We start from the raw sequence: 12,775 nt of genomic DNA, 5'->3' as shown, positions 1-12,775 counted from the left end.
GCCCGTATTAGCTCAGCGTACTAGGAATAATCTTTGTGTCTGGTATTCCCAACTAAGCATAGATATTCTAAGAAGAGTGTCATCAGAGTTTGGGGCTGTGAAGCATCTCAAAGTTGCCTTGCGTTTCTTATCAATTCTAAGAGTCAACTTCTGACTTCTTAAATTCGCTGCTTCAGTTGAGTTTTTCACATATTCTGACGATCCAATTACTGAGACATAACCAAGTCCGCCTCTATATTTGAATTCAAAACAAACTAAAGAGTTAGGTTCAGCATCTTTAACCACAAAATTGATGGTTTGATCATGATCTTCAGGTTTAATTATTGTTGTGTAAATGTGATAAGGATTGTGATAAACAAATCGGTTTCCAAAAAAACTACCTTTCTCTTTTTCTTTCTTATAAGCGATGAATGGGGCGCAAATAAGGCCAATTAAAAGGTATATTAAATAAGATCCAACAAAGGCTATTGCACCGACTATTAAGGAATTTAATTCCTCCACCATTTTATCTTCACCCAAAAAATAGCGGTAAAATAAGAGAGTGATGGCGGGGGCAACAAGCGCCAAAATAAGACTCCTATTAAAAACAGGTTCGGTCGCCCACTCAAAAAACACATATTTGGAAAATCTGCATATCCTGAGTATTTGCTTCCAAAGCATTTTTTGTCCTTATTCCTTTACTTATTCTGATGGTTTAGTAGAGCTTACTAAGAAACAACAATAAAACCATCATTTCAGCATTAAATAAATCGTCATTATAAAAAAGCATGTAGAACTGGGTATGTTTAAACGACAGGTTAGGCTTCTTTTATATCAATAATTACGCTTGATAAGACAGAGTTCCACCATATTCCATCACCAAATTTATATTTATCAGTGATTTCTTTAAGTTGATCAGTATGTGATTCAAAAATAGTGAACCTGTATTTCTTGGAAATATTGGTTGTTTTTTGATCGGTATTGATATAAACAGTTAGTTGGTACTCTCCCGTTCTCCAGATGAAATGTTTATCAAAGAAACTATGAAATGGTTGAACAAGATTTTCATCAATTTCGATAAGGTTTTGAGATTCTGGATTAGATGTACTTTTTTTTGATCGATAGTTAGCAAGCATTTTTGCTTCTAGTCTTCTATATTCTTGCTCATCTTCACGGTTAAAAAAATTGAGTAAATTTATAATATGAGCCCATTCTTCAGAAGGATTTAAAGAGAACGGGGTGAATAGTAAGGTATTCTGACCGCTTTGGCTCTCTAAATAATTTTGTGCTGGTAAAGTGGTTATCAATTCACCATCTTTTGTTATTGAGGCAGTAATCCCTTTGACTCTGACTTTTCGGCCTCCAATATTATTTACTATTAAGTGGATCTGAAGATTAGGATTGCCAACTTTATGTGTGATAGAAATCTTTGAGTACATTTCAATATCTAATTTAGCTTTTTAAACCAAAGGCGTACAGGAGGGAGTTGGGATAGGACTACTGCAATTGCAGAAACTAATACTGTCCAAAAGGACCAATTAGAGTATAGATGCATAGTCGCTGTTGCTTCCAATTTGCTCTCCTACATATATCCATATAATCTGTCTACATTGCGTCTACATGACTTTTTCAAATTTTCTGAAAACTACCGTAACTACTTGATTTTATTGGTGGGCCCACTAGGACTTGAACCTAGGACCAACGGATTATGAGCCCCTCAATCGTAAAATAAGCAATTGATTTTATTATAATTTTAATCGCAGGAATCCACTACAAATGTCCTACGATGTATAACTGTGTCGTACTCAAATACGCAAATTCCCCACAATGGGTTTTTGCAGAGTTATTTTAATATTGAAACCCATTTGACGTTTTTGGGTTTTAATATTAAAATTATAAGTATGAAACTAAGTAATGAAATTACATTGAGAGATCTGTTTGCAAGACCAGTCTTTTACGCCGCAGAGGCACGTGAAGCAGGTATCCACCCCAGCCGACTCAGCTATTATGTAAAAACTAATCGAATTGAACGTATTGGTCACGGGGTTTATCGTGGTGTTGAATCTTTTGTTGATGCGGATTTTCAATGGGAAGATCTGATCATCATCGCCAAAAGTATTCCGCAAGGCATAGTTTGTCTAGTCTCAGCTTTGGCTCTCTATGAACTGACTGATGAAATGCCGCGAGAGCATTGGATAGCCGTTCCTCATTCTACTACAGCACCAAAACGAGATCATACTCGTATTGTTAGAATGCGTGATATGGAAACAGGGAAAACATTGTACACAATAGGGCGGGAAACGGTTGCTATTTTTGACAGAGAAAGAACGATAATAGATGCTTTTCGTTGTCTCAGTAAAGAAATAGCCATTAAAGCTCTGAAAGGAGCAGTGAGTGGTAGAGCTAACAAAAAACTGGACATCAAAAAGCTTCAGCAGTATGCGAGACAATTTGGACTTAATCTTGACCCTTATATTTTGACGGTAACAACATGAATGAACAATCATTAAAAGCACGAATAAAGCATATTGCCAAAGAACAGGGTAAGAATTTTAATGAAGTCTGGAAGTTGTTAGTTCTGGAGCGATTTTTAGCCCGGCTTTCTCGTTCTGAATATTCTGATAAATTCATATTCAAAGGTGGGTTGTTATTATCCTATTACCTGACAATTGGCAGAGAAACCATTGATATTGATCTCCTTGCTAGGCAGTTAAATGCTGAAAAATCCAATGTAGAGCTAATCATGCAAGAAATCTGTCTACTTCAATTGAATGATGGATTTCAAATGAAGTTTATCAACCTTGATGATTTGGATCACCAACATATGAATTACCCTGGTTTTCAAGTAGGAGTAGCCGTTCAGTTTGGAGTGATGAGCGATAAATTTTATGTGGATATTGGTGTGGGGGATGTTGTTCACCCAGTATTACTAGATTGGCCATCCTTTAATTACAAAGAAAAGCCATTATTTGAAGATCCCATTTCGCTGGAAGTATATCCAGTGGAAACTATATTTGCCGAAAAACTGGAAACCCTCATTTCTCGTGGTGCAGCCAACAGCCGTATGAAAGATTATCATGATCTACTGTTATTATGTCGAGAGAGTAAGCTCATTGATAAAATCCGATTAAAAGATAATATCATCGAAACATTCCAAAATCGGGGAACAGTATTTTCTCTTCCAGTGCAATTTCAGTTCGATGAGTTGGAACGGATGCAGCTTCTTTGGTCTGGGCATTTGCGTGTTTTAGGTGCTCATAGAGTTCAGGTGCTTGGTTTGCCAGAAAGGATAGCGGCAATCATTGAGGAGCTCAATGATTGGTTAGCAGTAATTTGACAGATTTTTAGAAAAAAAGATTGTCGTGCCTTAAGTTTTGAGCGTGGTTTCAATTCAAATTTCTAGCTCACCCATAGTTTGTTCTTAATTAAAATAATAGTGGAGCAAGTCGATTAGAGTTTAATGGTAATTGATGTGAAGATTTACTACGCACTGCGTGCTGAATTTCAATGTTAGGACAAACAAGATAGAACAATATGATATCCCTGAGCGCGCTAACATGTTCTCCATTACTATTAAAAATGGATTTCAAAGCGATATTTACTACACTTAAATAACGCACGATATATCCTTCATTCAATTGACAGGTAGTTGCCATCTTCAAGCAATAGAATCAGAGTATTCAAGATAAGGAACAGTCATGACTACAGATATTTTTATATGCTCGCCCACCCGGACTGCTATTGGAACATTTAACGGTACGCTGAAAAACATTGCCGCTCCAACGCTCGGAGCAATGGTTATTAGCGAAACACTCAAAAGAGCTGGTCTTGCTCCAGAGGAAATACAGGCTGTGGTAATGGGGCACGTGGTTCAGGCAGGGGCAGGGATGAATCCAGCGCGTCAGGCTTCGATTAATGGTGGTGTTCCCGTTAGTGTACCTGCATATACCGTCAATCGTGTTTGTGGCTCCGGTGCTCAATCAATAGTTTCTGCTTATTTGGAAATTATTAGTGGTAATATCCAGTGCGCCATTGCAGGCGGCATGGAAAACATGGACCAATGTCCGTATTTGCTTCCCTCTGCGCGCTGGGGTTACCGTATGGGTGAGGGTAAAATACTCGATAGCATGTTATTCGATGGGTTGAATGATGCTTTTTCTGGGCAGCATTCTGGTTGGCATACTGAAGATCTGGTTATGCAGTACTCTATTTCCCGAGATGAGCAGGATGCCTGGGCCCTCCGCTCACAACAGCGGTTTGCCAAAGCACAGAACGAGGGGAAATTTGATAAGGAAATCACACCAGTAGAAATTATCTCACGCAAGGGTACGGAGTTATTTCAAAAAGATGAGAATAACCGCCCTGATACCACTGCTGAAAGTCTTGCCAAATTGAAACCTGCCTTCCGAAAAGATGGCACCATCACTGCAGGTAACGCTCCTGGCCTTAATACTGCAGCTGCAGCGATGATAGTTGCTGAAGCACAATTTGCCAAAACACATCATCTTGAACCTATAGCACGGATTGTGGCTTATGGTGTATGTGCAGTCGAGCCCGGAATGTTTGGCATCGGCCCGGTACCTGCGGTGCAGCAGGCTTTATCCCGAGCTGGGTGGAAAATTGATGATGTGGAGCGTGTGGAAATTAATGAAGCTTTTGCAGCGATTGCTATAGCGATTACTCGTGAACTTGGTTTTAGTGAGGATATCGTTAATGTTGAGGGTGGGGCGATTGCACATGGTCATCCGATTGGTGCAACAGGTTCCATCCTGACCACTCGGTTACTATATTCTATGAAACGTGACGGTCTGAAACGTGGTATGGTCACCCTGTGTATAGGTGGAGGGCAAGGAATTGCCTTGGCATTGGAGGTTTTATAAATCTACTCCAAGATAGCAGAGTGCTAAATTGAATTTCATCATGGAGTTTTCGTTCATTTGCTTATCTGTGATGAAATTCGTGCAATATAGGCGCTTTTTCAATCTGGATTGTGGCGTGCGAAATTCCAAAACGAGCACGAAGTGAGTCAGTTACTTTTTGTAGAAAAGCATCCCTCGGGTGCCCATCTGGAATAATAAGGTGTACTGTCAGCGCTGTTTCATTAGTGCTCATACCCCAAATATGTAAATCATGGATTTCTGACACACCATCAAGATTCTCTAAATAAGATCTCACTTCTACAGGGTTTATGTTGAATGGAACACCATCAAATAATAAATGCACCGACTGTCGGAGCAAGCCGCTCGTGCTAACAACAATTACCAAAGCAATTAAAATGCTGGCTATAGGGTCGAGCCATACCCAACCAAAAGCAAAATAAAGACCTCCAGTAATGAAAACGCCAGCAGAAACTGCTGCATCAGCTGCCATGTGCAAAAAAGCGCCTTGTATATTAAGATCATTCACTTGTTCTCGTAGCATCCAAGCTGTGAGAGTATTGATTAAGATACCAACACCAGCAACAGCCATGATTGTAGCGCCATCAGTTGGCAAGGGATGTCTTAAATTACTAATTGCTTCCAAACTAAGAGCTCCCATAGCAAGAAGCAAGAATATTGCATTAGAAAATGCCGCCAGGATGGACGCGCGTTGCCACCCATAAGTGTGCTTGGGATTAGGCTTTAGTTTTCCTGCCAGGAGTGCAGCCCAAGCCAGTATGAGTCCTGCTACATCACTTAAGTTATGTCCAGCGTCAGCCAACAAAGAAAGCGAATTCACTTTCCAGCCATAAATTGCTTCAATAAACACAAAAGCAAGATTCAATATTATGCCGATAGCAAATGCTCGATTCATGACAGGCGGCTCAATAATGTTATATATGATCTGATTCGTCTTTTAATGCATCGGCCTTTGTTTTATGAACAGTTTTGTCCTTATGGTGAGGTGGCGAATAAAGAGTATAGAGTTTTAATTCTTCGGTATCTGAACTATTAATAACATTATGCTGAGCTCCAGCTGGAATTATTATTGCATCGCCATCTTTGATCTTGTATTCCATATTATCTATTACAACTGTTCCTTCACCTTTTTCAATCCTTAAAAACTGATCAACTATCTGGTGTACTTCCATTCCAATATCTTCTTTCGGTTCAATACTCATGATAACTAATTGGGTGTGCTGCCCAGTATATAAGACTTGTCTGAAATTAGTGTTAGTTAGCGTTAATTGCTCTATATTTTCTATGAATCCTTTCATGATATTGTATCCTTGATTGAAATGAGTTAAGCGATTAAAAAAATTTCTGCCAATTCCCTACATGTTTATCTGACTTGCTTTTTGTTTATAAAGATAAGCTATCGAAGCATTAATGTTTTTATTGGATATTATGATACAGCTAATTAGATAATTTTAGTTCAAATTTCAAAGCTTGGCTCATTCTCATCCATTCTCATGCATGAATGAGTCTTGACTTGATGAAAATTTAAGTATGATGATGGAAATAATCGATCTTAAAGCGACAAACATAGGGGAAATCATGTCAGAAACAACCAAAAAGATGACTTTTGATGTAGTATCCAAGCGCGTAAATTCTGAAGGTAGTATTGCGTACTGCAAAAATGCATCAATTAGTCTCGATACCAACTTAAAAGGAAATCCAGATGCATTTAACCCTGCAGAGCTTCTATTAGCCGCAGTTTCTGCTTGTATGATTAAAGGTATTGAACGAGTCACACCTCTTTTAAACTTCGAGCTGCATGGAGTTGAAGTTAAAATTCACGGAGTCAGGCAGGATATCCCCCCAAAGATGGAATCCATAAGGTATGAAATCATTGTTGATTCCTCTGAGTCTGACCAGCGTCTCGATTTACTGCATGATAACGTTAAGAAATATGGAACTGTTTTTAATACTGTTTTCGCAGGAACTGAATTAAGTGGAGTACTTATCAGAAAACAAAACTAATTTTACATGCTTGGAAGCATCATTTGACTAATTCAAACACTTCTACTATTCTAGAAGTATGGACATAAAAAATTCACTAAAAATATTTGATACTCTTTCTCAAGAAACGCGTTTACGAGTGTTTCGACTCCTTGTTCAAGCGGGACCGGAAGGATTACCAGCAGGCGCAATTGGCGATGAGTTAGGTATTTTGCATAATACCTTATCATTTCACTTAAGCCATTTGTCCAATGCCGGAATTGTCAAGTCCTATCGCCAAGGGCGTTATGTATTTTATTCTGCAAATTTTGAGTTAATGCGTGATTTTATCGCATTCATGGTTCAAGACTGTTGCAGTAAACAACAAGTTCAAATTCAACAACCAGGGACAAGCGATTGTCTGGTTATTGAACTGACTGATTGCTGTAATTCTAAAAAGGAGTAAATCATGAAACGTTTTCATATTCACATTGGTGTTAACAATCTTGCTGATAGCATTCGTTTCTATAATGCCCTGTTTGGAGCCGATCCGGTAAAAGTTAAATCCGATTATGCCAAATGGATGCTGGAAGATCCTCGTATTAACTTTGCTATTTCAACTCGCACCTCCAAACATGGTGTGGAACACTTAGGTATACAAGTGGATGATGCCACTGAATTAGATGCCTTGAGAAAGCAGTTTTCTCAAGCCAATATTTCAACTCATAGTGATGGCGAGACGACGTGTTGTTATGCCAAATCGGAGAAATCTTGGGTCAATGATCCTTCAGGAATTGCATGGGAAGCCTATCATACTATGGAAGATGCTCAGTTTTTTTCTGGTGAAAGGACATCAGAGGGTTCTTGTTCAATACCTGAGAAAAACACCTCGAGCGCTTGCTGTGATACAAAACTAAAAACAACTGGGTGTTGTGGATAATGACCACTAAACCACTTAAGTTACTGTTTCTTTGCACCGGTAACTCGTGTCGTTCCATTATGGCGGAGGCGATAACTAACCAACACTCTAATGGTCGCTATCTGGCTTTTAGCGCAGGTAGCGTTCCGATTGGAAGCGTGCATCCAAAAGCGATTGAAACTCTTGTACGTCATGGAATCAAATGCAACGCTGGACGCAGTAAATCCTGGAGTGAATTTAAATCACAATCTATTGATTTAGTCATTACCGTCTGCGACCAAGCGGCGAGTGAGAGCTGTCCTATTTTTCCAGGCCAGCCCAAGAAACTTCATTGGAGCATACCTGATCCTGCTAAAATAGAAGGAGGCGAAATTGAAATCAACGCAGCATTTGAGGCGGTATTTAATCAACTTAAGCTGCGAATAGAACAGGAGTTGTTATCATGACCACTTGCAGCACTCGTCGCCTTTCATTTTTAGATAGATATTTAACCTTATGGATTTTCATGACGATGGCTGCTGGTGTCGTTATCGGCTCACTCTTTACCAGCGCACCACAATTTTTAAACTCCCTGTCAATTGGAACCACCAATATTCCTATTGCGATTGGTCTGATTTTAATGATGTATCCTCCATTAGCCCGGGTAAAATATGAAGACTTACCACTGATATTCAAAGACTGGCGAATTCTCCTGTTGTCATTGCTTCAAAACTGGCTCATCGGACCATTTCTCATGTTTGGTCTCGCCGTTTTGTTTTTACATGGGTATCCCGAATACATGACTGGGCTTATTCTTATTGGTTTGGCACGGTGCATTGCTATGGTGATTGTCTGGAATCAGTTGGCAGAAGGGGACAATCAGTACGTTGCAGCCTTAGTGGCATTTAACAGTATTTTTCAACTGATTTTCTTCAGTGTCTATGCCTGGTTTTTTCTAACCGTATTGCCACCTCTTGTTGGCATGAGTGGGCAAATAGTCCACATCAATTTTATGACGATTGCCCAAAGCGTCTTTATTTATCTGGGCATTCCTTTTTTTGCAGGATTTCTGACTCGTTTTGTATTGATAAAAAGAAAAGGGTTAACCTGGTATGACACTATTTTTTTACCAAAAATTTCTCCCATTACCTTGATTGCTCTGCTTTTTACAATTCTTGCGATGTTTTCTTTGAAAGGCGCTATGGTATTGCAACTTCCACTCGATGTCCTGCGTATTGCCATTCCGTTGGCCATTTATTTTGTGGTGATGTTTTTTGTCAGTTTTGCGATGGGAAAGCTCATTGGTGCCAGCTATGAAAAGACAACAGCAGCGTCATTTACCGCAGCCAGTAATAATTTTGAATTGGCCATTGCTGTTGCAATTGCCACTTTTGGTCTTAATTCTGCCATTGCTTTTACAACGGTCATTGGGCCACTTGTTGAAGTGCCCGTTCTTATTTTACTTGTGAATGTTGCATTTTGGTTACGAAAGCGCTGGTTTTTAAGGGCAACTATTAATTAAGAGCTCTAATCTAATATTGAAATCATTCAGTGGCTACTCCAGCAGTAGTTATTGAAACAGGGAGGCAAACTGATGAAATTTCTACAACAACCCCCGCGCTTCCTATTCTTTACTGGTAAAGGTGGAGTAGGAAAAACTTCAATAGCTTGTGCCACTGCAGTTCAACTTGCTGAAACGAATAAACGTATATTGCTGGTCAGTACTGATCCTGCTTCCAATGTGGGGCAAGTATTTGGTGTCAGTATAGGTAATCAAATTACCGCAATCCCAACAGTAGCAAGCCTCTATGCGTTGGAAATTGATCCAGAATCGGCTGCGCAAGCCTATCGTGATAGAATTATAAATCCAGTTCGCGGCGTTCTGCCTGACTCTGTAGTCAAGAGCATGGAAGAGCAATTGTCTGGTGCCTGTACTACTGAAATTGCAGCTTTTGACGAGTTCACCGCACTGCTCACTGACACCGCACTGACTGCTGAGTACGATCACATTATTTTCGATACCGCACCCACCGGACACACAATTCGGTTGTTACAGTTGCCAGGCGCCTGGAATAGTTTTCTTGAAAATGGTCAAGGCGATGCTTCTTGCCTCGGCCCTTTAGCCGGACTAGAAAAACAGCGTGAACAGTATAAAATGGCTGTTGAAGCATTATCTGATCCACTGCGCACTCGTTTAGTGCTGGTGGCACGGGCACAACTTGCGACCTTGCGAGAAGTTGCTAGAACCCATGAAGAGCTTGCAGCTATTGGCATGAGGCAACAATTTCTGGTGATTAATGGCATATTGCCTGCTAGTGAAGCAGGGCATGATGCACTGGCAGCAGCGATTTATTCTCGTGAGCAGGCTGCCTTAACGGCTATTCCTTTTGAGCTCAAGAATTTGCCTTGTGACAAAGTGGAACTTAAACCATTTAATTTGGTGGGTTTAGAATCCTTACATCAATTACTAACCCACTCTGTGCAACGATGGTCTCCTCAAGACAAGCATTTTGTTGTTCACGATTATCCTCACTTAACAACTCTGATTGATGCTATTGCAGAGGATGGTCATGGTCTTGTGATGGTAATGGGAAAAGGTGGGGTTGGTAAAACTACACTTGCTGCTGCTGTAGCCGTTGAATTAGCAAATCGAGGCTTGCCAGTGCATCTTACTACGTCTGATCCAGCGGGTCATTTGAGCGAAACTTTGATTGATGCTTGGACAACTTAACCCTAAGCAGGATTGACCCACATGCTGAAACGGAGCGCTACAGACAATATGTATTAGAGACTAAAGGTGCAAAACTCAATGCCCAAGATCGTGCTCTTCTGGAGGAGGATTTGCGTTCACCTTGCACTGAAGAAATAGCTGTCTTTCAAGCATTTTCACGAATCATTCGTGAGGCAGGTAAAAAATTCGTCGTGATGGATACAGCACCCACCGGGCACACATTATTATTACTTGATGCTACGGGTTCTTATCATCGTGAAATTGAGCGCCAGATGAGTGGTAAGAGGATATTCTTTACAACGCCCATGATGCAATTGCAGGATCCAAAGCAAACTAAAGTGCTGCTCGTCACGTTAGCGGAAACGACGCCAGTACTTGAGGCGGCTAACTTACAAGAAGACTTGCGTCGTGCAGGTATAGAACCATGGGCGTGGATTATCAATAACAGCGTAGCAAGTGCGGAGACAAATTCGTTGCTTTTACGCCAAAGAGCACAAAATGAACTGATTGAAATTGATAAAGTGGCTAACCAATATGCTACACGCTATGCAGTTGTTCCTCTACTGAAAGAAGAACCCATTGGTATCGAACGACTCTTGGCTATATTTCATCAGTAAACAATTAATATTGACTAGTCTGCAAGTTCGAGACTGATTTAATTAGAAGGAGAGCACTCATGAATGGTTCACCTCTAGAATTTCATTTGAGTTTTCGCGTATCTGACCTTGAAGAAAGTACAGTATTCTATTCGGTGTTCCTCGGTACAGAACCCAAAGACCGCACATCGCGTTATTCAACATTTATCGTGCCAAACCTGCAACTAAATTTAGTACTTTTGGTTAATGACAGCGGAAAGCCACTAGATACATACAGCATGTATCACATTGGGCTTGGTGTGAGCGACAAGGCAGCAGTTATTGAAAGTTACTTTCGTGCTAAGGCGAATGGTCTGGAAATAATTAAACCACCACGAACGACTTGGCGAGGCACCCCTTTACACGAGTTATGGTTGCGTGATCCAACAGGATACGGAATAGAAGTCTATGCACGCTTAACGCCCGAAGAGCTGAAAGAGATGCCGGTTGATCAGGAGCCTTGTTATTTAGTTTCTGGGACCGAGCCATAAGTACCCTGGTTTTTTTTCGATGCCAATAAAGGCAATCTTAATAACATACTTTATGGAGATTAAAAGAATGAACATCCCTCAGGAAACGGTTGTCTCTGAAACAGAAGATGGTCAGTTCACACAGAAAATTATTATAGGAAATCACGTTTTAACAGCTGATGAGCCTGTTATTAATGGTGGAAAAGATATGGGTCCCTCACCCTATGATTTTTTACTGGCAGCATTGGGTTCATGCACTTCGATGACTATACGTATGTATGCAAAACTTAAGAATTTTCCCTTGGAACACGTTACTGTCAGATTAAAACATGAAAAAATTCATGTAGAGGATTGTATTGGATGTGATAATAATAATGCCAAAATCGACTATATTGAGCGTTTCATTGAGCTTGAAGGAACGCTGACTCAAGACCAACGTAGCAAGCTATTAGAAATAGCCAATAAATGTCCAGTACATCGAACATTAACGTCCAAAATTATTATTACAACAAGGTTGGTTGAAAACCAGTCTGAATGAGTTTAAGGAGCACCGAGATAAAATCACTCATATACCGTATCATTTAAAGATGAGTTCTTTATAGAACTATATGATTTTTCTGAGCGTGCTAACATTAAATCTTTCACCATATTTTTTCTAACAAGTGTTATTTCAACAAGGCCAACCGTTATTTTCCAATTTTTTGTCTTATTTCTTGAGATGGATCTGAATTTAAAACCAGCGCGATAGGGTTAAAAATTTGTTGTATCGATTTTTATACCTACTCTTAAATGTTGTTCTTGATATTGTAATATTAGTTTTTTCTAATATAATGGACTGATGAATACATTAATAAACACCAGCCTAGAGGTAATGAAAAACAACGCCTCTAAGGCAGAGCAATTACTTAAGCTTTTAGCTAATTCCAAAAGGCTCCTTATTCTATGTCATCTCTTGAAAAGAGAGTGCACGGTTGGAGAGCTTGAATCTCTTGTTGGCTTGTCTCAATCCGCACTGTCGCAACATTTGGCTAAGATGAGGCACGAAGGCGTACTTTCGGTTAGAAAAGAAGGGACTCGAGTTTATTATTTTATTAGTAAACCGGAAGTGGAAGCTGTTTTGTCGACGCTTTATTTAATTTATTGTAAAGAATAAGAATCGCTCTATTTATTAGAATGGTCTAATGCTTTGTTTAAGGATTTCC

17 protein-coding genes are annotated in these 12,775 nt (G+C 39.8%); 13 read left to right on the top strand and 4 right to left on the bottom strand.

Annotation, left to right across the window (positions count from 1 at the left end; genetic code table 11):
* Positions 1–12: 12 nt before the first annotated feature.
* Complete coding sequence (locus Lani_RS17160; protein ID WP_019234154.1) at positions 13–660, bottom strand: hypothetical protein; 648 nt, start codon at positions 658–660, stop codon at positions 13–15.
* A gap of 137 nt (positions 661–797) precedes the next feature.
* Positions 798–1,418, bottom strand: a complete 621-nt coding sequence (locus Lani_RS17155) for a hypothetical protein (RefSeq protein ID WP_019234155.1) — start codon at positions 1,416–1,418, stop codon at positions 798–800.
* Positions 1,419–1,904: 486 nt separating this feature from the next.
* Here Lani_RS17155 and Lani_RS17150 point away from each other — a divergent pair, with 486 nt between their 5' ends.
* The 3 genes from Lani_RS17150 (at position 1,905) to Lani_RS17135 (ending at position 4,859) form a co-directional block, all read left to right on the top strand.
* A complete protein-coding gene (locus tag Lani_RS17150) occupies positions 1,905–2,474 on the top strand; it encodes a type IV toxin-antitoxin system AbiEi family antitoxin domain-containing protein (protein WP_238585198.1) in 570 nt (189 codons plus the stop codon).
* Complete coding sequence (locus Lani_RS17145; protein ID WP_019234157.1) at positions 2,471–3,316, top strand: nucleotidyl transferase AbiEii/AbiGii toxin family protein; 846 nt, start codon at positions 2,471–2,473, stop codon at positions 3,314–3,316. The genes Lani_RS17150 and Lani_RS17145 overlap by 4 nt, the downstream gene beginning before the upstream one ends.
* A gap of 361 nt (positions 3,317–3,677) precedes the next feature.
* Positions 3,678–4,859 carry a thiolase family protein gene (locus Lani_RS17135; protein WP_019234159.1) on the top strand — a complete coding sequence of 394 codons (1,182 nt, stop codon included), beginning with the start codon at positions 3,678–3,680 and terminating at the stop codon, positions 4,857–4,859.
* 61 nt (positions 4,860–4,920) lie between these two features.
* Here Lani_RS17135 and Lani_RS17130 read toward each other — a convergent pair whose 3' ends face one another.
* Both Lani_RS17130 and Lani_RS17125 read right to left on the bottom strand, forming a co-directional pair.
* Entirely contained in the window at positions 4,921–5,772 is an 852-nt protein-coding gene (locus Lani_RS17130) for a cation diffusion facilitator family transporter (RefSeq protein WP_019234160.1), read from the bottom strand.
* Positions 5,773–5,791: 19 nt separating this feature from the next.
* Complete coding sequence (locus tag Lani_RS17125; protein WP_019234161.1) at positions 5,792–6,175, bottom strand: cupin domain-containing protein; 384 nt, start codon at positions 6,173–6,175, stop codon at positions 5,792–5,794.
* Positions 6,176–6,455: 280 nt separating this feature from the next.
* On the opposite strand from Lani_RS17125, the gene Lani_RS17120 reads away from it, so the two are divergent.
* From Lani_RS17120 to Lani_RS17080, 10 genes are all read left to right on the top strand, one after another.
* The gene (locus tag Lani_RS17120; RefSeq protein ID WP_040522816.1) at positions 6,456–6,881 is read left to right on the top strand and encodes an OsmC family protein; all 426 of its coding nucleotides are present in this window, start codon (positions 6,456–6,458) and stop codon (positions 6,879–6,881) included.
* A 58-nt stretch (positions 6,882–6,939) separates the two neighbouring features.
* Entirely contained in the window at positions 6,940–7,305 is a 366-nt protein-coding gene (locus tag Lani_RS17115; RefSeq protein ID WP_019234163.1) for an ArsR/SmtB family transcription factor, read from the top strand.
* A 3-nt stretch (positions 7,306–7,308) separates the two neighbouring features.
* On the top strand, positions 7,309–7,779 hold the full coding sequence (locus tag Lani_RS17110) for an ArsI/CadI family heavy metal resistance metalloenzyme (RefSeq protein ID WP_019234164.1): 471 nt from the start codon (positions 7,309–7,311) through the stop codon (positions 7,777–7,779).
* Positions 7,779–8,204: an arsenate reductase ArsC gene (locus Lani_RS17105; RefSeq protein WP_019234165.1), complete on the top strand. Its 426-nt coding sequence runs from the start codon at positions 7,779–7,781 to the stop codon at positions 8,202–8,204. Before Lani_RS17110 ends, Lani_RS17105 begins: the two co-directional genes overlap by 1 nt.
* The gene (gene arsB / locus Lani_RS17100) at positions 8,201–9,259 is read left to right on the top strand and encodes an ACR3 family arsenite efflux transporter (RefSeq protein WP_019234166.1); all 1,059 of its coding nucleotides are present in this window, start codon (positions 8,201–8,203) and stop codon (positions 9,257–9,259) included. The genes Lani_RS17105 and arsB overlap by 4 nt, the downstream gene beginning before the upstream one ends.
* 72 nt (positions 9,260–9,331) lie before the next feature.
* Positions 9,332–10,468: a TRC40/GET3/ArsA family transport-energizing ATPase gene (locus tag Lani_RS21275; RefSeq protein WP_317851294.1), complete on the top strand. Its 1,137-nt coding sequence runs from the start codon at positions 9,332–9,334 to the stop codon at positions 10,466–10,468.
* On the top strand, positions 10,456–11,085 hold the full coding sequence (locus Lani_RS21270) for an ArsA-related P-loop ATPase (RefSeq protein WP_317851293.1): 630 nt from the start codon (positions 10,456–10,458) through the stop codon (positions 11,083–11,085). The genes Lani_RS21275 and Lani_RS21270 overlap by 13 nt, the downstream gene beginning before the upstream one ends.
* A gap of 59 nt (positions 11,086–11,144) precedes the next feature.
* The gene (locus Lani_RS17090) at positions 11,145–11,594 is read left to right on the top strand and encodes a VOC family protein (protein ID WP_019234167.1); all 450 of its coding nucleotides are present in this window, start codon (positions 11,145–11,147) and stop codon (positions 11,592–11,594) included.
* 67 nt (positions 11,595–11,661) lie between these two features.
* Positions 11,662–12,111 (top strand): OsmC family protein, encoded by a 450-nt coding sequence (locus Lani_RS17085; RefSeq protein WP_019234168.1) that lies wholly within the window; start codon positions 11,662–11,664, stop codon positions 12,109–12,111.
* A 300-nt stretch (positions 12,112–12,411) separates the two neighbouring features.
* The gene (locus Lani_RS17080; RefSeq protein ID WP_019234169.1) at positions 12,412–12,726 is read left to right on the top strand and encodes an ArsR/SmtB family transcription factor; all 315 of its coding nucleotides are present in this window, start codon (positions 12,412–12,414) and stop codon (positions 12,724–12,726) included.
* Positions 12,727–12,775: the final 49 nt, after the last annotated feature.

This window comes from Legionella anisa (assembly GCF_001467525.1).
In the GTDB taxonomy this organism is placed as follows: Bacteria; Pseudomonadota; Gammaproteobacteria; order Legionellales; family Legionellaceae; genus Legionella; species Legionella anisa.
The sequence above is the reverse complement of the archived record's forward strand: the minus strand, read 5'-3'. Positions and strand labels throughout refer to the sequence as shown.

Excerpts from the sequence above, each read along its gene's own strand:
- Lani_RS17120 (WP_040522816.1), top strand. The coding sequence starts at position 6,456 with ATGTCAGAAACAACCAAAAAGATGACTTTTGATGTAGTATCCAAGCGC.
- arsB (WP_019234166.1), top strand. The coding sequence starts at position 8,201 with ATGACCACTTGCAGCACTCGTCGCCTTTCATTTTTAGATAGATATTTA.
- Lani_RS17080 (WP_019234169.1), top strand. The coding sequence starts at position 12,412 with ATGAATACATTAATAAACACCAGCCTAGAGGTAATGAAAAACAACGCC.
- Lani_RS17155 (WP_019234155.1), bottom strand. The coding sequence starts at position 1,418 with ATGTACTCAAAGATTTCTATCACACATAAAGTTGGCAATCCTAATCTT.
- Lani_RS17085 (WP_019234168.1), top strand. The coding sequence starts at position 11,662 with ATGAACATCCCTCAGGAAACGGTTGTCTCTGAAACAGAAGATGGTCAG.
- Lani_RS17145 (WP_019234157.1), top strand. The coding sequence starts at position 2,471 with ATGAATGAACAATCATTAAAAGCACGAATAAAGCATATTGCCAAAGAA.
- Lani_RS17130 (WP_019234160.1), bottom strand. The coding sequence starts at position 5,772 with ATGAATCGAGCATTTGCTATCGGCATAATATTGAATCTTGCTTTTGTG.
- Lani_RS17105 (WP_019234165.1), top strand. The coding sequence starts at position 7,779 with ATGACCACTAAACCACTTAAGTTACTGTTTCTTTGCACCGGTAACTCG.
- Lani_RS17135 (WP_019234159.1), top strand. The coding sequence starts at position 3,678 with ATGACTACAGATATTTTTATATGCTCGCCCACCCGGACTGCTATTGGA.
- Lani_RS17125 (WP_019234161.1), bottom strand. The coding sequence starts at position 6,175 with ATGAAAGGATTCATAGAAAATATAGAGCAATTAACGCTAACTAACACT.
- Lani_RS17115 (WP_019234163.1), top strand. The coding sequence starts at position 6,940 with ATGGACATAAAAAATTCACTAAAAATATTTGATACTCTTTCTCAAGAA.
- Lani_RS17090 (WP_019234167.1), top strand. The coding sequence starts at position 11,145 with ATGAATGGTTCACCTCTAGAATTTCATTTGAGTTTTCGCGTATCTGAC.
- Lani_RS17160 (WP_019234154.1), bottom strand. The coding sequence starts at position 660 with ATGCTTTGGAAGCAAATACTCAGGATATGCAGATTTTCCAAATATGTG.
- Lani_RS21275 (WP_317851294.1), top strand. The coding sequence starts at position 9,332 with ATGAAATTTCTACAACAACCCCCGCGCTTCCTATTCTTTACTGGTAAA.
- Lani_RS17110 (WP_019234164.1), top strand. The coding sequence starts at position 7,309 with ATGAAACGTTTTCATATTCACATTGGTGTTAACAATCTTGCTGATAGC.